The 24,818-nt window shown below is 26.1% G+C and carries 22 protein-coding genes and 2 pseudogenes; 21 read left to right on the forward strand and 3 right to left on the reverse strand.

Annotated features, from left to right (window positions below):
* Window positions 1-74 precede the first annotated feature (74 nt).
* From NGI68_RS00365 to scpB, 18 genes and pseudogenes are all read left to right on the forward strand, one after another.
* Window positions 75-1,355: an O-acetylhomoserine aminocarboxypropyltransferase/cysteine synthase family protein gene (locus NGI68_RS00365; protein ID WP_251859500.1), complete on the forward strand. Its 1,281-nt coding sequence runs from the start codon at window positions 75-77 to the stop codon at window positions 1,353-1,355.
* Between the two features lie 44 nt (window positions 1,356-1,399).
* Window positions 1,400-2,611 carry a homoserine dehydrogenase gene (locus NGI68_RS00370; RefSeq protein WP_251859501.1) on the forward strand — a complete coding sequence of 404 codons (1,212 nt, stop codon included), beginning with the start codon at window positions 1,400-1,402 and terminating at the stop codon, window positions 2,609-2,611.
* 26 nt (window positions 2,612-2,637) lie between these two features.
* A complete protein-coding gene (locus tag NGI68_RS00375) occupies window positions 2,638-3,522 on the forward strand; it encodes a homoserine O-succinyltransferase (protein ID WP_251859502.1) in 885 nt (294 codons plus the stop codon).
* Between the two features lie 296 nt (window positions 3,523-3,818).
* Entirely contained in the window at window positions 3,819-5,045 is a 1,227-nt protein-coding gene (gene spoIVB, locus NGI68_RS00380) for a SpoIVB peptidase (RefSeq protein WP_251859503.1), read from the forward strand.
* A 358-nt stretch (window positions 5,046-5,403) separates the two neighbouring features.
* Complete coding sequence (gene spo0A, locus NGI68_RS00385) at window positions 5,404-6,225, forward strand: sporulation transcription factor Spo0A (RefSeq protein ID WP_251859504.1); 822 nt, start codon at window positions 5,404-5,406, stop codon at window positions 6,223-6,225.
* A 574-nt stretch (window positions 6,226-6,799) separates the two neighbouring features.
* A pseudogene (locus NGI68_RS00390) lies at window positions 6,800-7,668 on the forward strand (amino acid permease).
* Window positions 7,669-7,999: 331 nt separating this feature from the next.
* Window positions 8,000-8,536 (forward strand): NUDIX hydrolase, encoded by a 537-nt coding sequence (locus tag NGI68_RS00395; RefSeq protein WP_251859505.1) that lies wholly within the window; start codon window positions 8,000-8,002, stop codon window positions 8,534-8,536.
* A gap of 248 nt (window positions 8,537-8,784) precedes the next feature.
* Complete coding sequence (gene spoIIM, locus NGI68_RS00400) at window positions 8,785-9,438, forward strand: stage II sporulation protein M (protein ID WP_251859506.1); 654 nt, start codon at window positions 8,785-8,787, stop codon at window positions 9,436-9,438.
* A gap of 268 nt (window positions 9,439-9,706) precedes the next feature.
* Window positions 9,707-10,582, forward strand: a complete 876-nt coding sequence (gene xerD / locus NGI68_RS00405; RefSeq protein WP_251859507.1) for a site-specific tyrosine recombinase XerD — start codon at window positions 9,707-9,709, stop codon at window positions 10,580-10,582.
* A gap of 37 nt (window positions 10,583-10,619) precedes the next feature.
* Window positions 10,620-11,435, forward strand: a complete 816-nt coding sequence (locus NGI68_RS00410; protein WP_251859508.1) for a purine-nucleoside phosphorylase — start codon at window positions 10,620-10,622, stop codon at window positions 11,433-11,435.
* A gap of 137 nt (window positions 11,436-11,572) precedes the next feature.
* A complete protein-coding gene (locus NGI68_RS00415; RefSeq protein WP_251859509.1) occupies window positions 11,573-12,391 on the forward strand; it encodes a purine-nucleoside phosphorylase in 819 nt (272 codons plus the stop codon).
* A 208-nt stretch (window positions 12,392-12,599) separates the two neighbouring features.
* On the forward strand, window positions 12,600-13,904 hold the full coding sequence (locus tag NGI68_RS00420; RefSeq protein WP_251859510.1) for a pyrimidine-nucleoside phosphorylase: 1,305 nt from the start codon (window positions 12,600-12,602) through the stop codon (window positions 13,902-13,904).
* 76 nt (window positions 13,905-13,980) lie between these two features.
* Window positions 13,981-14,229, forward strand: a pseudogene (locus tag NGI68_RS00425) (CPF_0552 family protein).
* 157 nt (window positions 14,230-14,386) lie between these two features.
* Window positions 14,387-15,445 carry an endonuclease/exonuclease/phosphatase family protein gene (locus tag NGI68_RS00430; protein WP_251859511.1) on the forward strand — a complete coding sequence of 353 codons (1,059 nt, stop codon included), beginning with the start codon at window positions 14,387-14,389 and terminating at the stop codon, window positions 15,443-15,445.
* Between the two features lie 129 nt (window positions 15,446-15,574).
* Entirely contained in the window at window positions 15,575-16,297 is a 723-nt protein-coding gene (locus NGI68_RS00435; protein ID WP_251859512.1) for an EcsC family protein, read from the forward strand.
* Between the two features lie 124 nt (window positions 16,298-16,421).
* Window positions 16,422-17,633 (forward strand): D-alanyl-D-alanine carboxypeptidase family protein, encoded by a 1,212-nt coding sequence (locus NGI68_RS00440; protein WP_251859513.1) that lies wholly within the window; start codon window positions 16,422-16,424, stop codon window positions 17,631-17,633.
* Window positions 17,634-18,018: 385 nt separating this feature from the next.
* Complete coding sequence (locus NGI68_RS00445; protein WP_251859514.1) at window positions 18,019-18,762, forward strand: segregation/condensation protein A; 744 nt, start codon at window positions 18,019-18,021, stop codon at window positions 18,760-18,762.
* A complete protein-coding gene (scpB, locus tag NGI68_RS00450; protein WP_251859515.1) occupies window positions 18,755-19,336 on the forward strand; it encodes an SMC-Scp complex subunit ScpB in 582 nt (193 codons plus the stop codon). The genes NGI68_RS00445 and scpB overlap by 8 nt, the downstream gene beginning before the upstream one ends.
* Window positions 19,337-19,391: 55 nt before the next feature.
* Here scpB and ytfJ read toward each other — a convergent pair whose 3' ends face one another.
* Window positions 19,392-19,826: a GerW family sporulation protein gene (gene ytfJ / locus NGI68_RS00455; protein ID WP_251859516.1), complete on the reverse strand. Its 435-nt coding sequence runs from the start codon at window positions 19,824-19,826 to the stop codon at window positions 19,392-19,394.
* 68 nt (window positions 19,827-19,894) lie between these two features.
* Window positions 19,895-20,416: a DUF2953 domain-containing protein gene (locus tag NGI68_RS00460; protein WP_251859517.1), complete on the reverse strand. Its 522-nt coding sequence runs from the start codon at window positions 20,414-20,416 to the stop codon at window positions 19,895-19,897.
* Window positions 20,417-20,595: 179 nt separating this feature from the next.
* Between NGI68_RS00460 and NGI68_RS00465 the strand changes: the two genes are divergently transcribed.
* The gene (locus tag NGI68_RS00465; protein ID WP_251859518.1) at window positions 20,596-21,732 is read left to right on the forward strand and encodes a D-alanyl-D-alanine carboxypeptidase family protein; all 1,137 of its coding nucleotides are present in this window, start codon (window positions 20,596-20,598) and stop codon (window positions 21,730-21,732) included.
* Between the two features lie 51 nt (window positions 21,733-21,783).
* Here the strand turns inward: NGI68_RS00465 and NGI68_RS00470 are convergent, their stop codons facing one another.
* The gene (locus NGI68_RS00470; RefSeq protein ID WP_251859519.1) at window positions 21,784-22,878 is read right to left on the reverse strand and encodes an AI-2E family transporter; all 1,095 of its coding nucleotides are present in this window, start codon (window positions 22,876-22,878) and stop codon (window positions 21,784-21,786) included.
* A 230-nt stretch (window positions 22,879-23,108) separates the two neighbouring features.
* Between NGI68_RS00470 and NGI68_RS00475 the strand changes: the two genes are divergently transcribed.
* Both NGI68_RS00475 and nuoE read left to right on the forward strand, forming a co-directional pair.
* A complete protein-coding gene (locus NGI68_RS00475) occupies window positions 23,109-23,996 on the forward strand; it encodes an ADP-ribosylglycohydrolase family protein (RefSeq protein ID WP_251859520.1) in 888 nt (295 codons plus the stop codon).
* A gap of 342 nt (window positions 23,997-24,338) precedes the next feature.
* Window positions 24,339-24,818, forward strand: coding sequence for an NADH-quinone oxidoreductase subunit NuoE (nuoE, locus tag NGI68_RS00480; protein ID WP_251859521.1), 480 nt, complete (start codon window positions 24,339-24,341; stop codon window positions 24,816-24,818).

Below are 24,818 nucleotides of genomic sequence, written 5' to 3' on the forward strand. Positions count from 1 at the left end.
AACAAAGTCATTTCTTAGGAAGTGACTTTTTTTAATACAAAAAAATATTATAAGTTTAGAAGGGAGACAAAAATATGAGTATTAAAGATTGGAAAACAGAAACTATATGTATTCAAGGAGGTTACACACCAAAATCAGGGGAACCAAGAATTCTTCCTATTATTCAAAGTACAACCTATAAATACGAGGATCCAGATACAGTTGCAAACTTATTTGATTTAAAAGAAGAAGGTCATATATATACAAGAATAAGTAATCCAACATTAGCTGCTTTTGAAGAAAAAATAGCCCAATTAGAGGGTGGAGTAGGAGCCGTAGCTGTTTCTTCTGGTCAAAGTGCTATTACATTAGCCGTTTTAAATCTTTGTAATGCAGGAGATCATGTACTAGCATCCTCAAATCTATACGGAGGAACATTTAATCTTCTTTCATCTACTTTAACAAAATTAGGAATAGAAACTACTTTCGTATCACCAGATTTATCTGAAGAAGAAATTTTGAAGTTTGCCAAAGAAAATACTAAAGTAGTTTTAGCAGAGACTATAGCTAATCCAGCAGTGAATATTTTAGATTTTGATAAATTTTCAAGTATATCTAAAAAAATAGGAGTACCTTTAATAATAGATAATTCATTAGTTACTCCATATCTTTGTAAGCCATTTGAGCATGGAGCTAATATAGTAGTTCATTCTGCTACTAAATATATAGATGGACATGCAACTAGCGTAGGAGGAGTTATAGTAGACGGAGGAAATTTCAACTGGGAAAATGGAAATTTTCCTTGTTTAGTAGATAAAGATCCTACATATCACGGTCTAAGCTATACAGAGGAATTTAAAAATTTAGCTTATATAACTAAACTAAGAGTAACATTGTTAAGAGATCTAGGAGCATGCTTAAGTCCATTTAATGCTTTTCTATTTAACCTAGGATTAGAAACACTGCATCTTAGAATGAGAAAACATAGCGATAACGCTTTAAAATTAGCCGAATTTTTAGAAAAACATGATAAAGTAGATTGGGTAAGATATCCTTTATTAAAAAATGATAAAGAGTACCAAAAAGCTAATAAATATTTAAAAAATGGAGCCAGTGGAATGCTGACATTTGGAATAAAAGGAGGAATAGAACAAGCTAAACAATTTACTAAGAATTTACAACTAGCCAGTTTAGTAGTACACATAGGAGATGCAAGAACTAGTGTGCTTCATCCTTCAAGTACAACTCATAGACAATTATCATTAGAAGAACAAATTGCATCTGGAGTAACTGAAGATTTAGTAAGGGTATCTGTAGGTATAGAAGATAGTGATGATATAATAAATGATTTTGATCAAGCTCTAAGTAAAATATAGATAAGTTCATTAAAACTTTTCATAAGAAAGAAGGATAAGTATATATGATTTCAATTGCTATTTTAGGTAATGGAGTAGTGGGTTCTGGAGTAGTGGAACTGATACAAAAAAACAATGAAAATATAAATATAAATAAGATATTAGTTAAAAATAAAAACAAACATAAAGATAACAAATTATTTTCCATAATAACGGATAATATAAAAGAAATTGTGGATGAGGATGTAGATATTATAGTAGAAGCTATTGGAGGAATAGAACCTGCATATGATTATATTAAAACTTTCCTAAAAAGGAAAAGACATGTAGTTACTGCAAACAAAGATTTAATAGCTAAACATGGAGAGGAACTTTTAAAAATTGCAAAAGAAAACAATGTAAAACTTTATTTTGAGGCTAGTGTAGGGGGTGGAATTCCAATACTTAGACCTATAAATGAATGTTTGGTAGGAAATAAAGTTAAAAGTATTAAAGGTATTTTAAATGGAACTACAAATTTTATTTTGACTAAAATGCATGAGGAAGGAATATCTCTTAAAGATGCCCTAACTACTGCACAAAAATTAGGATTTGCAGAGCTTGATCCAACAGCTGATATAAAAGGATATGATAGTGCTAAAAAATTAGCTATATTGTCAAATTTAGCTTATAATAAGAAGTTTGATTGGGAAAGTTTCAATATAGAAGGAATAGAGAATATTGATGAATATGATATTGATGTAGCAAAGAAATTAGGTGGAGTTATTAAACTTATTGGAATAAGTGAGAATTTTAAAGATGGTACATGTATATCTGTTAAACCAGCTATCATATCTAAAAACAATATTCTATCAAAGGTAGAAAATGAGTTTAATTCTATAATAATAGAAGGAGATAGCACAGGAGAACTAGCTTTTTATGGTAAAGGTGCAGGGAAACTACCAACAGCTAGTGCAGTTTATGCAGATATTATGAATATATTAAATAATAAAAAAGAGAAGGATTTATTATTTAATGAGGAAAAATCAGCTATTTTTAGTGACTCTCCTAATGAAAAAGATTGGTTTATAAGAATTTCCACAGAAAATCGTACCGAAATCATATGTGATATAAATAAATTATTTAATAAGGTATATGTGTATTCAAAAAGCTCTTATCCTCAAAAAGAAGTTTTTGCTATAGTATATAATGAAAAAGAGAAGGATTTAAAAAATAAGCTGGATAGTATATATAATATTAAAAAATTAAAGATTACCGCAATATTACATTCTAGCTAAGGGCTAATTAGCAAAGAAAATAAAATATGGCTTTAATTATAGATAAAAACCTTCCAGCTTACCAAATATTAAAATTTGAAAATATAGATATAATAGACAAATTAAATTATAACAAAAATACGGATAAATTGAAACTTATAGTATTAAATTTAATGCCTAAAAAAGTGGAAACAGAAACGCAAATACTACGAGTTTTAGGAAAAAGCTCTTTAAATCTAGAAATTACTTTCTTAAAAACAGAAAGTTATAAAAGTAAAAATATAGATAGTGAACATCTAAGCAAATTCTATAATACTTTTAATGAAATAAAAGACAATAATTTTGATGGAATGATTATAACTGGTGCTCCGGTGGAACTTTTAGATTTTGAAAATGTAGATTATTGGCAAGAACTAAAAACCATAATGGATTATTGTAATAAAAAAGTAAAATCCACTATATTTATATGTTGGGCAGCTCAAGCAGCTTTATATCATTATTATGGTATAAATAAGTATTTACTAGATAAAAAACTTTTTGGTGTATTTCCTCATAAAGTTACAATAGATACTTCTTTACTTATTAAAGGTTTTGATGATGAATTTTATGTACCACATTCTAGACATACTTATACAAGAAAAGAAGATATAATAAAATGTGAAGATATAAAGATACTTTCTGAATCAGAAGAAGCAGGATTATATTTAATGCAAAGCAAAAACTGCAAGAGAATATTTATTACAGGACATTGTGAATATGATAGATATACCTTGTATGAAGAATATATTAGAGATGTAGAGAAAAATACACATATAGATATTCCTAAAAATTATTTTGAACAAAATAATGTAAATAAAAAACCTATTATGAAATGGCGTTGCCATGGACAAATACTATTTTTAAATTGGGTACAATTATTAAAACAATTATAGATATAAATATATTGAGAATATATAAAAATACTAATTATATTGATTATTTAAAATTTAAATATTAAAAACTCTAAATGTATTATACATTTAGAGTTTTTTTGTTAAACAAAAAAAATTTACATGTCTATTCATAAATATTTTTTTATTTTTTGTCAACAATAAAAGATATGTCAAAAATATTATTTGTATCATATAGTACAAAGAATTGGCTTTTCATGAAATTATACTACAGCATAATTATGTTTCAAAGGGGAAATTTAAGAATAAATAATGTTTTAAAACAGGAGGTAAAAGTTATGGACAGAAATAAGAAAAAATTTTTGAGCTTTTTTTTAATTCCTATCCTGTTAATGAGTTTGTTTACTTATTATAAGATTCATCACATACCAACTACAATTTTTGTGAGAGAAGGAGAAAGAGTAAAAAATAATAGTTTCATTAGATTAACAGAGGATGTAAGTGCAGATTGTGCAGTTTCTGATATAAAATCAAATAATAAAAAAATGAATGTAAAACTTTTAGGAATGGTTCCTGTAAAATCTGTTTCATTAAAACCTGTTTCTAAGGATATTGTATTATATCCAGGAGGGCAACCTGTTGGAGTAAAATTAAATACAAAGGGAGTGCTTGTAATAGCTCTTTCTGATATAGAAACACAAGAAGGTAAAATGCAAAGTCCTGCAGCATTGTCAGGCGTGCAAATAGGAGATAGTATAGTAAGTATAAATGGAAAAGAAATAACTAATTCAGAAGATGTAGAAAAAGAAATTAAAAATTGTGAAGGAAAAGATTTAGAAATAACATGTTATAGAAAAGGTGAAAAAATAGCAAAAAAAGTCAAACCTCAAAAAGGTAAAAAAGACAATAATTATAAAATAGGATTATGGGTAAGAGATTCCACTGCTGGTGTAGGAACATTGACTTTCTATCATGATAAAAGTAAGAAATTTGCGGCCTTAGGTCATCCTATTACAGATGTGGATACAGGTACTATACTTACAATAGATTCAGGAGAAATAGTTCCGTCTTCTATAGTATCCATAAAAAAAGGTATAAAAGGAAATCCAGGAGAATTAAAGGGAATATTCTTAGATGAAGATTTAGTTTTAGGAAATATAGAGAATAATACTGAGTGCGGTATATTTGGAGGAGCAAACATAAAATTAAACAACAAAAAATATCACAAACCCATGAAAATAGCTCTTAGAAATGAAATAAAAGAAGGACCAGCTCAAATATTAACAACCCTAGAAGGAGAAGAGCCTAATTTATATAATATAGAAATACAAAAACTTTTATCTCAGGATAAACCAGGACCTAAAAGCATGATTATAAAAGTCACAGATTCAAATCTTCTTAAGAAAACCGGAGGAATTGTTCAAGGAATGAGTGGAAGTCCTATAATTCAAGATAATAAAATAGTTGGTGCTGTTACTCATGTTTTAATTAATAAGCCAGATGTAGGCTATGGAATATATATAGAATGGATGTTAAAAGATGCAGGAATATTAGATAATAATTAATTAAAAATTTAATATAAAATAGATATTTAGATATATTACAGAATATTAATAATTAAATTACAATTGAATAATTTATAGTAATATAAAATAGTGCAAGTAAAATAATTGAAAATTTATATAAAAACTGTAAATTTAATAGTAATAAAGAGTAAATTTACAATAATTAACATATAAATTAACGAAACCTTATGACAAAATAAAATATATATGGTACCATATAAAGTGTAAGATATTAGAGTATCTTACACTTTATTATTTTTTATATAATTTTTTTCAAATAAGAAGGAATTGAATTTCTTTTGTCGAATAAATAATTTGTTAAGATATGGTAATTTTATCAAAAAGGAGAGTAGTTTATATGGAAGAAACAAAGATCAATGTTATCATCGCTGATGATAATAAGGAATTTTGTAACATATTAAGTGATTATTTACTAAATCAAAGAGACATAATGGTTACAGGTATAGCTAATGATGGGGTGGAGGCCCTTAAGTTGGTAGAAGAAAAGAAGCCAGATTTAATAATATTAGATATAATAATGCCTCATTTAGATGGATTAGGAGTTTTAGAAAAATTAAATAGTATAGATATTACTCCTATGCCAAGAGTAATTGTTTTGTCTGCTGTTGGACAGGATAAGATTACTCAGAGAGCTATAAATCTGGGTGCAGATTATTATGTAGTTAAACCTTTTGATATGGATGTGTTTACTAAGAGAATAAGACAGATGTTTAATAATACTATAAGCAGTGAGGAAGTTAGAAGACCAGTAGTAATGCAAGAACCGTCTTCATCAGAAAAAATATCATTATCAAAAAATGAACCAGCAGATTTAGAGCAAGAAATAACAGACATTATACATGAAATAGGTGTACCGGCCCATATAAAAGGATATATGTATTTAAGAGAAGCTATAACTATGGTAGTTAATGATATGGAATTGTTATCTGCAGTTACAAAAGAACTATATCCTTCAATAGCTAAAAAATATAATACCACAGCAAGTAGAGTAGAAAGAGCTATAAGACATGCTATAGAAGTAGCTTGGTCAAGAGGTCAAGTAGAGACTATAAATAATATATTTGGATATACCATAAACAATGGAAAGGGAAAGCCAACAAATTCTGAGTTTATTGCAATGGTAGCAGATAAATTAAGATTAAAAAACAGAGTGTGTTAATAGACTTAATTAATGAATTTATTAGATATTTTATATCTATAAACTCTATAAAAATCGCTATGAAATTTAATATTTTATATTGATAAATTTGAAATTTAAATTATATAAAAATACCTTTTGTATAATAGCTTAAGTGCTAATATTACAGGAGGTTTTTTATTTTCTCAAAAGTTATAAAAACACAAAAGAAAATAATTGATTTAATTGAAAGCTTTTTAAAATATTGCAGTCATAAAAATATAATAGTTATATTAAAAAATAAAATATATTTCTAGTTTAAATATATAATTTATTAAAATAGGACATTAGTATTTTATACTCATTTATGTCAATTAATAGTTATAAAGTATTTTTTTTAAAAAAATTACACATTATTCTATCAAAATAATTTAAATAATTAAAATATTTGGAAATATTTATGGAAATAGAATAAAATAGTAATTAATTTTAAAAAATCAACATAAAACAGCTAATTCAATACATAAAATATCAAAAATACAAAATATTTAAATGTAAGTATTTAGGATATAATTGAATTATAAAAAATAAATTTATAGTTATGAGGTGAAAAAATATGTCACAAAGTTCACAAAAAACTAAAAAACTAACTTTAATACCATTAATATTAATGATTTTTACTTCAGTATTCGGCTTTGCTAATATGCCTAGATCTTTTTATTTAATGGGATATGGTGCTATTCCTTGGTATATTCTATCGGGTATAACATTTTTTATTCCTTACGCATTCATGATGGCAGAATATGGTGCAGCATTTAAGGATGAAAAGGGAGGAATCTATTCTTGGATGGAAAAATCTGTAGGAGGTAAATATGCTTTTGTAGGAACCTTTATGTGGTATGCTTCCTATATAATTTGGATACTGTTTGTAACTTTTACTGCTTCTAAAGTATTGGAAAAGATAACTAAAGTCACTTCCATAGGAGGAACCGCAGTTGCACTTTTAAATATTGTTCTGTTAGTTAGTGCAATAATTGTACTCATATTAAATGGTGGAGAATTATCAGAACCTATAACCTCTGCCCAATCCTTTGTGAAGTCTCCAAATCCTGCATATCAAAGCCCAATTTCTGTATTAGCTTTTATAGTTTTTGCTATATTTGGTTACGGTGGTATAGAAGTTGTTGGAGGTCTTGTAGATAAAAAGCATTTATTTCCTTTAAAAAGAAAAGTGAAATAAAAAAACCATTCCAAGTCTATAAGTCTAAAGGAAGTACTATAATTGCTACAGTTATAGTTACATTTACAATAGCTTTTGCTAACTTTTTCACAATAATAGAACCTGCTACAAAAGGTAATGTGTCAGATACAATATTTTCAATTATTGGGCCTGTATTTTTTAGTATAGTTGCAATATTAATGTATAATTCTTATGAAAAAAAATATGTTATTAAAACTGAAAATAGCAAATCTAAAAAAATTTAATTTAAATAAAAGTAGAGGGAATACTAAATTTGATTCCTTCTATTTTTTTGTATTAAATATAAAAGGTTTAAAATAAAAAACCACACTAATATAAATAATGTTATATTACTTTAAACTTTATTAGTATTTTTTTATATTATACAGTATTACATAGTAAAATTTGATAAATATATAACCATATACTATAATTTATAAGTATAATTGTATATAATAATATATTACTAAATTGTTAAACAATATTATATCTTAAATTTAAAATATTATTTAATAAAAATAAACTGTAATTTATTTAGTAGTATTAAATTTGAAATTATATAAAGAGGTGTTTAATATGAACTTTTATGAAAAAACATTAGAAGAACATGAGATATATAAAGGAAAAATAATAAATGTTGTAAAACAAAAAGTAAAGCTTCCAAATGGTAAGGAATCATTTAGAGAAATTGTAAGGCATCCCGGTGCAGTGGCAATTGTGGCTTATAAGGATGAAAAAAAACTGCTTTTGATAAAGCAGTTTAGGAAAGCTATAGATAAAGAAATATTTGAAATACCGGCAGGAAAAATAGAAAAAGGAGAAGAAGCAAAAAATTCCGCATTGAGAGAATTAGAAGAAGAAACAGGATATAAAGCTGAAAACATAGAATATTTAGGAAAAATTGTTACATCTCCAGGTTTTTCAGATGAATATATATATATTTATAAGGCTTTTAATCTTTATAAAGGCAATGAAGGAATGCAAGATGAAGATGAATTTATAGATTTAACTGAAATTCATATAGATAAATTAAAAGAATATATTAAAAATGGAAATATAATAGATGGAAAAACTATAAGTGCTATTATGATGGATGCTTTATCTAAAAGTTAGTAATATTTTAAAGCTAAGAAATTTTCAGGAATACTCTGTATAGTGTATAGTGTATATTTAATATTTATAAGTAATAATTTAATAGGTAAATATAACAAGTAAAGAAATGTTGATTTAAAGTAAGCAAGACAAAGATAATTAATTATTATTCATTAATTATAATTTTATAAGTTAATAATAGTAGTAATATCCCTCTTTTGTTAATCATAAATATAAAAAAGATAGAAACAAAGGGGGATAAATTTATTATGGAAAACAAATTTTTGAGTAATATAAACAGACATGTTCAAGAAAACTTTTGGCTATACATTATAAGTCTTTTATGTATCTGTACTGGAATAGTTTTGGGAATATATTCTGTAAAGTATATGGGGTCCTTTGAAAAAGGAGATCTTCTAAGTTATGTTGAAAGCTTTAGTAAAAGCATTTCATCTAATGGAATAGACTCTAAATCAATATTATTTGAAGCTATAAAAACTAATATAACTTTAATTGTAGCTATTTGGTTTTTAGGATTAACCATGATAGGCATACCAGTTATACTTATAATAGATGTAATAAAAGGATTTACAATAGGATTCACTACTAGCTTTATTGTAAATGGACTTGGAATGAAAGGTATATGGATGTCTCTTTTGGGTGTGTTACCTCAAAATTTAGTATATATTCCTTGTATAATTTTTGCATCAGTTTTAGCAATGGAATTTTCTATACAGATATTGAGAGATAAAAATAATAGAGGATTTCAAAATGGTGTATTGATGAGAGCAACATCTTATTCTTTTTCATTTGGATTTGTTGTAATAGTTATGTTTGCAGGATTTTTAATGGAATCTTATATAACACCTAATATGATAAAATTAGTAGTAGCAAGAGTAGGAAGTTGTATATTATGTTTATAAAATATAAAAAAACCATAATTACTCTAATAAAGTGTTTTTTAATATTACTATTTTTAGGCTGTTTATTACCTAAAGCATTAGATTTAATTCTTTATAATTTTTTCATGAAAAATAAATCATATGAAAATAGTACCCTAGTATTTAAAAATATAAATTTAAAGATAAAAATAATATATAATTATATATTAGTTTTTAATGATTTTTTAAGAGGTTTTTAACTTAATTTGTTGAATATAATAAAGTAAGCTTAAAAATAGGGGAATGATAAATGAAAAATATTATAGAAAATTATATAAATAATTTACAAAAGAAAAATTTAAGTAAAAATACTTTAGATGCTTATAAAAGAGATGTAGATAAATTTAATAAATTTGTTAATAAGAGAGAAGAAGATATACTTTCTATTGATATAGTTACTATAATGGCTTTTGTTCAATTTTTACAGAAAGAAGGACGAGCTACCTCCTCTATAGTAAGGAATATAGTATCTATAAGAAATTTTTATAAATATTTAATTAAAAAGAGTATAGTGTCCGAAGATCCTACTTTAGGATATGAAATACCTAAAATAGAGAGAACAATACCTAAAATACTTTCTGTAGAAGAAGTAGATAAACTTTTAGATTCCCCAGATTCTTCAAAAAAAGGATTGAGAGATAAAGCAATGTTAGAGCTTATGTATGCTACAGGAGTTAAAATAACAGAGCTTTTAAATTTAAATATATATGATTTAAATTTAAAGTTTAATTATATAAAATGTAGGGGTAGCAAAAAAAGAGAGAGAATTATACCAATAGGATCATATGCTGTAAACTGTTTGAAAAATTATTTAGAAGTAAGACCTGCTATAAATATATATAATTTAGATTATTTATTTCTAAATTTAAAAGGAACTCAAATGACTAGACAAGGTTTTTGGAAGATAATAAAATTTTATGCCAAGGAAGCTTGTATAGATAAACAAATAGATTCTTATACATTAAGGCACTCTTTTGCAGTACATTTACTTCAAAATGGAGCAGATATAAAATCTGTTCAGGAACTTTTAGGTCATAAGGATTTAGCAGCAACTCAAATTTATTCTAGCATATCTAAAAAAAGTAAAATAGCAGAAGTATATAAAAATGCTCATCCAAGGGCATAATTTTAATAAAGCATTTAAGACAGAGGAGGAATTAATCTTGAATTTAAAGAAAATAAAAGAAAGTGTAAATTTTGTTAAAAACAATATATCAATAATGCCTGAAATAGGAGTTATTTTAGGATCAGGTTTGGGTGATTTAGCTGAGGAAATAGAAAATAAAGAAATTATAAAATATTCAGATATACCTAATATGCCAGCTTCAACTATAAAAGGTCATAAAGGACAGTTTGTAGTAGGTACTCTAAAAGGGAAAAAAGTTATAATGATGCAAGGTAGAGTTCATTATTATGAAGGAAATAAAATGAGTGATGTAGTGCTTCCTGTATATATAATGAAACAATTAGGAGTAAAAAATTTGATTGTTACAAATGCAGCTGGAGGAGTAAATGAAAATTATAATCCAGGAGATCTTATGCTTATAGAAGATCATATCAATTTTTCTTTTAATAATCCATTAATAGGTGAAAATGATGAAGAAATTGGTCCCAGATTTCCAGATATGTCCCAAGCATATAGTAAGAAATTAATAATGATTGCAGAAGAAGAGGCTAAAAAGCTAGGTTTTTCATTTCAAAATGGAGTATACGCTATGATGACAGGGCCTTGTTATGAAACACCAGCAGAAATAAGAATGCTAAGAAAATTAGGAGCAGATGCAGTAGGAATGTCTACAGTGCCAGAGGTTATAGCTGCAAATCATTGTGGAATTAAGGTTCTAGGAATATCATGTATAACAAATATGGCAGCAGGTATATTAGAACAGCCATTAAATCATAAAGAAGTTATAGAAACATCTAATAAAGTAAGAGCTGAATTTATATCATTATTAAAATCTATATTAGCGGCTATATAAAATTTTTAATTAATAAAATATGTTATAAATTAAAGTTAAAATAGTTAATTACTCTCTATTGTTGTTTTTAAAATTTTAAAGCATTATATTTTTGATAACGATTAAATGTTAGTTTGTCTATTAAAAGGAGAGATAGCATGGACTTATTAGAAAAGATAAATAAAGCCAAAGAGAGCTTAGGAGAAATATGCAGCGAAAAAATAGAGTTAGCTATTATATTAGGATCAGGCTTAGGTGGCATAGTAGATCATATAGAAAATAAAATTTCTATAGAATATAGCAAAATAGAAGGATTCCCCGTTTCTACTGTAAAGGGCCATGCAGGAGAACTTATTATTGGAGAGCTAATGGGGAAAAAAGTATTAGCTTTAAATGGAAGATTGCATTATTATGAGGGATATAATATAGAACAAGTTACTTTCCCTATAAGATTTATAAACTCCTTAGGAATAAATAATATTATAGTTTCAAATGCTGCAGGCGGTATGAATCCTAAATTTAATGCAGGGGATTTAATGACTATAGAAGATCAAATAAATTTAACAGGTTATAATCCTTTAATTGGGGAAAACTATGAAGAGTTAGGAGCAAGGTTTCCAGATATGTCTCAGTGTTATAATAAAGAACTTATAACACTTACAGAAAAAGCTGCAAATAGATTACATATAGGTATACAAAAAGGAGTATATGTGGCTGTTTCAGGACCTTGTTATGAAACCCCAGCAGAGCTTAGAATGTTGAGGGCTTTAGGAGCAGATGCTGTAGGAATGTCTACAGTACCAGAAATTATAGTAGCTAGCCATATGAAGATGAGTGTTTTAGGTATATCCTGCATTACAGATATGGCTTTAGCAGATAATTTAGAGCCCCTTGATCATGGTAAAGTAGTAGAAACAGCTAATAAAACTATGGATACTTTTATTAAATTAATAAAACAACTAGTCTTAACTATGTAGTATAATATTTTAATAAAAATATAAAATAATAAGTGATTTTTAGGATTAAGCATAGAAATATTTATAAAATCAATTCTAACTGCTTTCCATAAAAATCACTTAATATATTTAAAATATAAAAAGTTAAGGTTATAATTTAAAATATATTTAAATATAATACATGTGGTTACATTAACATAACAATTGCTTTATATGGAGGGATAAACTTATGAGAATGTATGACTTAATTTTAAAAAAAAGAAATGGGGAAGAATTAAGCAAAGAGGAAATTAATTACTTTGTTTCAGAATATACAAAAGGAAATATTCCAGACTATCAAGTATCAGCTCTTCTAATGGCTATATATTTCCAGAAAATGAAAAGGTCAGAGACAGTAAATTTAACTATGGCTATGGTTAACTCTGGAGATATATTAGATTTATCAAAAATAGAAGGAATAAAAGTTGACAAGCATAGTACTGGTGGAGTTGGAGACACTACTACTTTAGTTCTAACACCTATGGTAGCGGCCTTAGGAATACCTGTAGCTAAAATGTCTGGTAGAGGATTAGGACATACCGGTGGAACTATAGATAAATTAGAATCTTTTAAGGGATTTTCAGTAAATATGACAGAAGATAAATTTATGGATAATGTTAATTATATAAAGATTGCTGTAGGCGGTCAAACAGCAGACTTGGCTCCGGCTGATAAAAAATTGTATGCTTTAAGAGATGTTACTGCTACAGTAGATAATATTTCTCTAATAGCTTCTAGCATAATGAGTAAAAAAATAGCTGCAGGAGCTAATGCTATAGTTTTAGATGTAAAGGTAGGAGAAGGTGCCTTTATGAAAACACCAGAGGCTGCAAAAGAGTTAGCTGAAGAAATGGTTAATATAGGTAAGAGCGTAGGAAGGAACACTGTAGCTATATTATCAAACATGGATCAACCATTAGGCTATGCTATAGGAAATGCTTTAGAGGTAAAAGAAGCTATTGATACATTAAATGGCAAGGGTCCTGAAGATTTACTGGAGTTATGTTTAGCTTTAGGAAGTAGTATGGTGGTTTTAGGTGGAAAGGCAAATACTACAGAAGAAGCAAGAAAAATGCTTTTAAATACTATAGATAATGGATTAGCAATAGAAAAATTGAAAGAATTTGTTAAAGCTCAAGGCGGAGACCATACTTTGATAGATAATACAGAAAATTTACCTAAGGCACAATATATAATTCCTGTAGTGTCTGATAAAAATGGGTATGTAAATAAAATTCATGCACAAAATATAGGTATAATAGCATCTGAGTTAGGAGCAGGAAGAGTTACAAAAGACAGTATTATAGATTTAGCAGTAGGTATAGTTTTAAATAAAAAAGTATCAGATAAAGTTGAAAAGGGAGATACTATAGCCTATGTTCATGCTAATGATAAAACAAAAGGAGAAAAAGCTGCAAAAAATATATTAGATAATTATGTTATAGAAGAAGAACTTAAAGAAGAATTACCTTTAATATATGACATAGTAAAATAATAGATATAAACATATTCTTCTTTTAAGTCTTTTAAATTAATATTATAAATTATTTAAACTTAAGGGAGGAGCATATATGTTTTCAATTATGGCAATAAAAATTTCTCCAAGAAATAAAATTGCACCAAAATTTCAGTAAATATTAACTAAAAATGGATGTATAATAAAAACTAGATTAGGACTTCATGAAGCAGGAAGTGATAGTTGTTCCCAATGTGGTCTGATTTTATTAGAACTTTTAAATAAAAATAAACAAGATATAGAAAATTTAAGCAAAGAATTAAGCTTTTTAGATAGAGTAACTGTAAAATTATTAGAAATTTAGAATATTAAAAAATAATGGTTTATAAATTGTATGTATAATATATAAAAAAACACAACAGGCTTAGAATATTTTTAGGTTTGCTGTGTTTTTTATTGATAATTTTATAATGTTAAAATATACTATAAAATATAGAAAATAAAGAGGAAGGTGCTAGAAAATGAAAAGAATGGGACAAGTTTTTGGAGGAATAATAGCTATCATTATACTTATTATAGGTATATATATATTGTTTATGACCATAACGGACTACAAACCAGATGATAAGATCAAGTTATTAATAAAGGGACAGAAAGGAAATAAATTAAGCTTAAAAGATAAATTTTCTATAACCACTTTTAATGTAGGATATGGTGGAATGGATGATAAGCAAGATTTTTTTATGGATGGAGGTAAAGGCTCTAGATCATCTAGTAAAGAAAAAACTATAGAAAATATAAAGACAATAACAGATTTTTTAAAAAAGGATAATAGTTCTTTTATATTTCTACAAGAAGTAGACATTAACTCTACAAGAAGCTTTAGATTTAACCAATATGAGTATTTAAATAGTAATTTAAATGAGTATTCTTCAAGTATGGCTCTAAATTATAAAACGCCATGGGTGCCAGTACCCATATTAAAGCCTCATGGGGCTGTTACTGCTGGATTATTAAGTTTGTCTAAATACAAAGTTAATTCAGCTAGTAGATATCAATATCCAGGCAAAGAAAGTTGGCCAAGGCAATTAGCAGAATTAGATAGATGTTTTTTGGAATCTAGAATTTTCTTAGAAAATGGTAAAGAATTAGTACTTATAAATTCTCATTTATCTGCTTATGATAAAGATGGAAAAATAAGAAAACAGCAGCTTTCATTTTTAAAAAATTATATAATAAAAGAATATAAAAAAGGGAATTATATTATAGTAGGAGGAGATTGGAATCATCTAATACCAGGAACGGATCCTTCACTGTTTAAAACTACAGAAAAGTGGCCAGATTGGCTTCAAAAAATACCTAATGATTTTAAACCACAGCACTTTAAATGGGTAGCAGATAAAAATGTACCAACTACCAGAACTGACGCTACTTCATATAAAAAAGGAGAAAATTTCACAGCAGTTATAGATGGGTTTTTAGTATCAGACAATGTAAATGTCATAAGTGTAAATGGATATTCATTAGATTTTAAGAATACAGATCATAATCCTGTTAATATGGAATTTAAATTGAAGTAATTTTTAGGACCATTAACATATTTAAGAATCAAATAAGTTAATGGTCCTAAAAAATATATTTTAAAATAAAGAAGATCACAAATAGATTATGTATAATTTGACAACAATATATGTTAAGGAGGAAATAAAATGAATAAATATGAAATAGATGCTATAAATGAAATAAATTTATTTAAGAAAAAAATGACCAAGAGAGATTCATTAGTTTATAAAATTTCTAAAAAAGTTCAAAACAAAACTAACAGTCTCATACCGGGAAAAGTACAAAAAGTAATTACTGAAGGAGTCAAAAGCATGATAAAAGTTGTGCTTTTCACCTCAAAATATGTTACTGTAAAATCTCCCAAGTTAGCTAATTTAGAAGAAAGAGAGAATTTGGCTAAGGAAAAATTAAATTTGTACAGAAAGACAGCAACAATTAGTGGTGCAGGTACAGGATTAGGTGGTTTAATGTTAGGTCTTGCAGATTTTCCCATACTATTAGCAATTAAGATTAATTTTTTATTTAATTTAGCTAATATATATGGTATTGATGGTAGAGATTATAAGGAAAGATTATATATTTTATATGTTTTTCAATTGGCTTTTTCAGAAGGAAATGAAAGAAGAAAAACATATGATAAAATTATAAATTGGAGCAGTTATATTAAGGAGTTACCTGAAGATATGAACGATTTTGATTGGAAAAATTTTCAGCAGGAATATAGAGATTACATAGATTTTTCAAAGATGCTTCAAATTATTCCAGGTATAGGTGCTCCAGTAGGGGCTTATGTAAATTATAAATTGATGAGTAAATTAGCTTATGTTTCTACTAATTGTTTTAGAATGAGGTATTTTTCTTTAAATTAATTATAAATAATATGATTTAACTCCTTTTTAATAGCCTAGAATTATAATTTTAAATCATAGAAAAATTTTCCGTGATAATATTATGAAATTCTGGAGAAAATATTTGTAAAGGAGGGAACTGCAAATGAAAAGAAAAATTTATTACTATTTCAGTGTAATAATTACTATAACTTTTATTTTCAGTATATTTGTGATACCTGTAAGTGCATATAATAAACAAAATCAGTTAAAACAAGAAGAAAAGCAGGAAGATAAAGAAGGAGGTTTAGATGTAGAAGCTAAATCTGCACTTCTTATAGAGCCTACAACAGGGAAAATTATTTATGAAAAAAATTCTCATGAAAAATTTGCCCCAGCATCAGTTACAAAAGTTATGACAATGCTTTTAACTATGGAGGCCGTGGATAGTGGTAAAATTAAATTAACTGATAAAGTCACTATAAGCGAGAATGCTAAAAAAATGGGCGGAAGTACTATGCTTTTAGATGTAGGGGAAGAAAGAACTGTTGAAGAACTCTTAAAAGGAATAGCAATAGCTTCTGGAAATGATGCTGCTGTTGCTATGGGAGAATACTTAGCAGGAAGTGAGGAAGCTTTTGTAAAGAAAATGAATGATAGAGCTCAAAAATTGAATATGAAAGATACATCTTTGAAAAATTGTACTGGGCTTAGTGAAGAAGGCCATAAAACTTCAGCCTATGATATTTCTATAATGTCCAGGGAATTATTAAAACATAAACAAATATTGAAGTACACAGGAACATATATGGAAACTATATCAGAGGGAAGAAAAAGTCCTATAGGGTTGGTAAATCACAATAAACTTGTTAGATTTTTTAAAGGTTGTGATGGATTAAAAACAGGATTCACAGATGAAGCCAAATATTGTATATCAGCTACAGCAAAAAAAGATGGCGTTAGGATGTTGGCAGTAATAATGGGAGCACCAACTTACAAAATAAGGAATAAAGATGCAAGTAAGCTTATGAATTATGGATTTTCAAAATTTGAATGCAAAGCTATAGCTAAAAAAGGTGATGTAATATCAAAAATACCTTTAAATTCTAAAGGAGATAAATATTTTATGGCAAAAGCTTGTGAGGATTTAAATGCTACAGTAGAAAAAGGTAAAAATGGGAAAATAACTAGCAAATGTATTATAGATCAAAATATAAAAGAATATAAAATAAATGAAAAAGTTGGTGTATGTGAATTTTATTCAGATGGAAAACTAATAGGTAAAATTAAAATAACTTCTGATAGAAATATAAGAAAATCAGGCATATTTAATCAATTTAAAAGTGGATTTGAAAGATTAATAGATAACGGTATATAATAAAGATATATACTTATAAGGAGAATAAAAGCTAACATGAAATATTCATGTTAGCTTTATTTAAATATATGGGTATATTAGATAAATTCACACAAAATGAAATAAAGAAAATATTAAGAAGGTCCTTTATATAATGTGAGCAATGATAGAATATTAAGTGAAGTATAAGTCTATGCAAGGAAAGTAATTGAGTAGAAGCTATTACACTGAGTTATAGCTATGATTTATTACATATGAATTTAAAATCATTTGGATTACAAAATATTTTATTAGATTATTCTAATATTTATGTTAGAATATTAAATGTACTTTATGCAATAAATAATAAAATTAGCATTATTAGATGAAGAAAAACTTTTAATAGATAACATAGGAGAGATAAAAGATGCCATTAAATATAAAAATACATAATTTTGACGGACCATTCGATTTGTTATTGCACCTGATTAAAAAAAATAAAATGGAAATATATGATGTTAGTATATATGAAATAACAAATCAATATTTACAATACTTAAATGAAATGGAAGAGCTAGATTTGGAAATAACTTCAGAGTTTATAGTTATGGCAGCTACTTTGATTGAAATAAAATCTAAATATTTATTACCTAAACAAGAAGAAGAAAAGGAGGAAGAAAATGATCCTCAAAAGGAACTTTTAAATAAGCTTTTAGAATATAAAAAATTTAAAATGGCTGCAGAATTTTTTAAAATTCGTCAAAAAATTAGTGGCGTGTCCTTTAGTAAAAGACCAGAGATTATAGAAGTTAGGAATAAGGAAACAACAACAGATGAATTACTTAGAAATGTAACAATGTTAAGTTTATATAATACATATAATGATTTAATTACTCAGTATTCAAATAAAATGAATGAGAATTTGGAGTTTAAAGGTAAAATACATCTGGATAAATATAAAATAGAAGATAAAATACAATATATAGGTAAAAAAATAAACTCAAAAGAAAAATGGCTTTTTTCTGATTTTATAAAACAATGTAGCTGTAAAATGGAGATAGTAGTAACTTTTCTAGCCATACTAGAACTTATAAAATTAAAAACTATACAAGTATACCAATCTAACAATTTTAATGATATATATATAGAAAGAGGCGTTGTAGTTGAATAAGAATTATCAAGAACAATTAGAAATAAATGAGGTGTCTCAAAAAAATAAATATAAATCTATAATAGAATCACTATTATTTATGAGTGGAGAACCTATTAGTATAAAAGAATTAGCATCTATACTCAATTGTAAACAAGATAAAATAGATATATTAATTAGAGATATGAAAAAAAATTATGATGATGAACATAGAGGTATAAAATTATTAATTCATAATAAGTCTATTCAATTAGTTACTAAACCTGAAAATAGTACATATGTAGAAAAACTATTAAAAACTAATGTTAGACAATCTTTATCACAAGCAGCATTAGAAACATTGTCAATTATTGCATATAAACAACCAATAACTAGAGTCGCCATAGACGAAATAAGAGGTGTAAAAAGCGATAGAGCTATATATACATTGTTAGAGAAAAGTATAATAAAAGAATGTGGTAAATTAGATGTGCCAGGTAGACCTATTTTATATGGAACTACGGAAGAATTTTTGAAATTTTTTGGATTAGATAATATAGGAACTATTCCCAATTTAGAAGATCTAATAAAAGAGTTTGGTGAAGAGGAAAGTTAAACAAAAGTAAATATAAAGAAAGCCCATTGAATATGTATAAGGGCTTTCTTTTCACTTAATTATTATTGGAATTGCAATCACAGTTAGAATTTTCAGTAGAATCATCTTCATTTTTATTGCATCCAAATTTGTCTTTTAACATATCCATTATTTGAGGAACATTATCTATTAACTTTTCATAAGTATTTTTATGATCCACAGATAAAAGTCTTATTTGATCTTGTTTTATAACTAAGAAAGCTACTGGTTTTACAGTAACACCAGCCCCTGAACCACCACCAAAAGGATAATTCATGTCATTTTCATTTTGTTTTTCAGATAGATATTCAGAACCACCTGAAGCAAATCCAAAGGAAACTTTAGATATAGGTACAATGGTAGTTCCATCAGGACTATTTAAAGCATCTCCAACAATTGTATTTACGTCTATCATATCTTTTATACTTTCCATGGTATTTTTCATTAAATTTTCAATAGGATGATTATCCATAAAAAAACCTCCTCATATAATTTACTAATAGAATGTTTATTTTCTAAAAATTTATTAACAAATCTATTTTATGCCTTTTTCAGATTTTTATAATTAATTTTATATGAAATATATATATATATAATTTTTACCAAACTTATATATAATATACCTTTAAACTTAAAATCTAAAAAATTCCTATTTTTAAATAGAGGAGTTATATTATAATTAAAATTTTTAACTTTAAATATTCGGCATAAAAAATTATAGATCTGAGGTAATATACTTTGTAAAAATCCATAAATAATAGCTGAATAAGCTGCATCATCTAGATCATAGTCTAGCAATGCTTTAATAATCACTTTAGGCTTAAATTTACAATTTTCTAAAGTGATTTTTAAAGCATTTTTTTTATTATTAAATTTTTTATTATTAGTTTTTTTACTAAAACTTTTATCTTCTTTATTTTTATGCTTATAGTTTTGTTTTTTTAAAAGAAAATTGTATAAATATATATTTAGCTCCTTATTGTGATAAAAAATAGTTAATTTTAAAGGTATAGTGAGAATAAGTATAAAAATTATAAATATAGAAATAATAAAAAAAAGCATGTTAAACTCCTCCTAGAATTTAAATATTATAAATTATTGCCAATAAATTTAAAAAATATAACTATTGATTTATGTAAACATATAAAAAATTATGTTAAGTAACTAAAAAAGTAAACCCCAAAACTACTTATTAAAAAATAATAAATAATAAATACAAAAATAAGTGGAGTGTGAACAAAATGAAAAAAACTCTAAAAAACAAATTTATATTAATACTTTGTACAATATTTATAATTACAATAATACCAACAAAGGTCTATGGAAAAGAAGAATTAAGGAAAAATAAGCCTCCTCATATTGATGCTAGATGCGCTATTGCAATGGATAAAAATACTGGAATAGTGTTATATGAAAAATCAGCCAATGAAATAGTTCCTATTGCAAGTACCACAAAAATAATGACCACATTAGTGGCAATAAAATATGGAGACTTGGATAGAAAAATAGAAATATCTGAAAATGCAGATAAAATAAAAGGGTCTGTAGTAGGATATAAAAAAGGTGATAAAGTAACATTAAGAGAATTACTTTATGGTCTTATGCTAAGATCAGGGAATGATGCAGCTATTGCTATAGCAGAAGGAATAGCTGGAAGTGTAGAGGGATTTGCTAAACTTATGAATGAATATGCTAGCGAAATAGGTCTTTTGAATTCTCACTTTGTAACCCCTCATGGCTTAGATAGAGATGAACATTATTCTACCGCATATGATTTAGCACTAGCTACAGCTACAGCTAAAAGGTATGAAATATTCAACCAAATAGTTTCTTCAAAAGATGTAAAAAAAGAAGAATACGATTTTACAAGAGATTATCATAATATAAACAAAATACTTTGGAAGATACCAGAAGCAGATGGAGTTAAAACAGGATATACTGGTAAGGCAGGAAAATGTTTAGTAACATCTTCCAAAATTAATAATAATGATATTATAATAGTAGTTTTAAACTGTACTCCTAGATGGAATGAAACAGCTAAGATACACGACTATGTTAAAGATACTTATGATTTTAAAAAGATATGTAATAAAGGTGATGTTCTAGATCAAGCTGTATTTGATGAAGGTTCTGTAAATATAATAGCAGATAAAGATATAGTTATTCCCTTTAAAAATGGAAAAGATTATTCTATAAAAATAAATAAACCTAAAGAATTAAATTGGAAAGTAAAAAAGGGAGAAGATTTTGGATCTCTTTCTATATTAAATGGTAACGAATTAATATATACTAAGAAACTTAAAGCAGGAAATAATTTATCTAAAGGTGGTATAAAAAACTGGTTCTTAAACAAGAAAAAATGTAGATCTAATAAATAATAGTAAAGCTGTTATTTTAGAATAAGTTATAAAATAACAGCTTTACTATTTCTATTTTTTATTTAATTTTATTTCTATGTATTTATCTAAATAAATTTTTATAATGGCTGCAATAGGTACAGATAAAAACATTCCCATTACACCAAAAGTTCCGCCCCCAATGGTTATAGCAAATATTATCCATATTGGACTTAATCCAACTTGATTTCCAAGAATTTTAGGTCCTAAATACCAACCATCAAATTGTTGAAGTATTATTATAAAGATTAATACCCACATTGCTTTTATATAGTTAAAAAATAATGTTATTATAAAAGCAGGAATCATTCCTATGAAAGGCCCAAAATAAGGAATCATATTTGTAATTCCAACAATAAAAGATATTAAAGCAGCGTAAGGAACTTTCATGATAGTTAGTCCTACAAAGCACATTAGACCTATTATTAAAGAATCTATAGATTTGCCTATTATGTATTTTGAAAAAACCACATCCACTTCTTTAAAAAAACTTAAAATTTTGCAATATTTTTTTTCACCAAACAATGCTAATATAAATTTTTTAAAATTTCCTATAAGACTTTCTTTATCCAATAAAAAGTATATAGAAATAATCAATCCAAATACAAATTTAAGTAAAAATGAAGTGAATTTTATTGTAGTATTTAAAAATGTATTTATGAATGTATTAGTCAAATTAGATATATTATTTAATAAATTTGGGATATTACTACTTATTTGAGAGTTCTCCATTAATATACTATATACCTTTGAATATTTTACATTATTGTTAAACCACTTAATAGTCTGATTAATATAATCTGGACTATGACTAAAAAGATCACCGATATTCTTTATGATCTTAGGAACAAATGTGTTTACAAATAATATTAAAAATCCTATTACAATTATGTAAGTTATTATAATACTAACAATCCTTTTAAATTTAAATTTACTTTGAAAGTATTTCATTAATGGATTTAATATATAAGCAATTCCAAAAGCCCATATAAAAGGAATTAATAATGATACAAAAGATTTTATAAAAGAATAAATATCTTCTATATTGTTTATAAATTTTAAAAGTAAAAAAGATATAATTATTATAGGGATAAACTCTAAAAATGGTATTTTTTTATTTCTTGTCACCTTCTTAACCTCCAATATGGCTAATAATAACCTCTATGTGCTTTATAAATTTTACTATATTGTAATAAATTTTACAAGCTACATAATACTATAAAATACATAAAAAGCAATTAATATATTGAAGAATTTTAAAATCGTCTAAACTTTGATTTATCAATATTATTTATAGCGAAATTATATGTTATAATAAAAAACAAATAAATTTATTTTGTAGTTTGGAGGGCGTTAATATGGATACAAGAACTAGAATACTAGGAGGATTATTAGGAGTAGCTTGTGGCGAAGCCTTAGGATTAACATTAGAAAATCTAAATAAGGAAGAAATTAATAAGTATGGATACTTAAAAGAAATAGTTGGTGGTGGAGTTTTTGATTTGAAACCAGGATGTACAGTAGATAGTACTTTAATGATGCTATGTGTAGCCAAAGGAATATTAAATAGCCCAAAAGATCCCAAAGATAAAATAGGAGATGAATTTATAAAAGTATATAAAGATTTAATAAAGTATGGAGGAGTAACTATAAAGTGTACTATTGAGAAATTCTTAGAGTGCAAAAATTGGCATGAAGCAAGTTTACATACTAGTGAAGTATTAGCTGGTCAATTTGGTGGTAATGGAAATGGAGCATTAAAAAGGAGTTTACCAGTAGCTTTATATTATAAAAATTATGATGATATAATGAAAATGACAAAGAAACAAACCCAGATAACTCATAGAAGCAAAATTAATGAAAGGGCTTGTTGTTTTTATAATACACTAATCTACTATTATATGAATAAATATAATAAAAATGATGCCTTAAAATTGGCACTTAAAGAATTTAGTGAATTTCAACAAATAATGAGTATAAATAAATACACATTAAATTCATCTTTATTTGTAGTAGATTCATTAATATGTGCAGTTTGGACATTTATGAACACAAATTCTGCAGAAGAGGCTATATGTGAAGCCGTAAATTTAAGTGGAGATGCATGTGGAAGTATAGGATCAATAACCGGAGGGTTAGCAGGAGTATATTATGGATATAGTGCTTTGCCGAAAAGATGGACAAGTATAATAGACAAAAAACAAGATTTATTAGATATTTCTATAAAATTAAACCAAGACATTTAAATTAGTTATCAATAGGATTATATTTATGTATAATAAAATTCCATAATAAAAAAACTGTAGTTTAAAAATTATAATATTTTTTTATAACCACAGTTTTTTTATTATGGAAAATTCATATTGATTTATTATGTTTTTAGTTAAAAAATGAATAATTATTGATAAATGATTATCAATAATACAAGCAAATATATTTAAATTTCAATAAAACACTGTTTAAATGAATGAATAGCCTTTTGCATTAATTAATTTTCTGAAATGTGTTAATTTTCTAAAGAATTTATAGTATAATATAAAATAAAAAAAATAAATAAGTTTTTTAAATATGGGAAGGGGAGTATAGCTATGTGTTCTAATGAATTAATAAATACTAAATTTGAAGAACTAGAACAATATATCAATAATATATCCAATAAGAAAGGTTCCCTTATACAAGTTCTACATAAAGCGCAACATATTTTTGGATATCTTCCAAATGAAGTCCAAGAATTTGTAGCTAAAAAGTTAAACATTCCTGTTTCTAAGGTTTATGGTGTTATAACATTTTATTCTTATTTCACTACAGAACCAAATGGTGAAACCGTTATAAACGTCTGTATGGGCACAGCTTGCTTTGTAAAGGGAGCTGGAGAGATACTTTCAGAATTTGAAAAGAAATTAGATATAAAAGTAGGTGAAACCACTCAAACTGGTAAATTTACTCTACAAGTTTTAAGATGTGTAGGTGCCTGTGGATTAGCTCCAGTTGTTACAATTAATGACAAGGTATATGGACATTTTAATAAAAATCAAGTAGATGAAATATTAAAGGAATATGGTGCATAG

It is taken from the genome of Clostridium sp. Marseille-Q2269, from assembly GCF_943736985.1.
In the GTDB taxonomy this organism is placed as follows: Bacteria; Bacillota; Clostridia; order Clostridiales; family Clostridiaceae; genus Clostridium_F.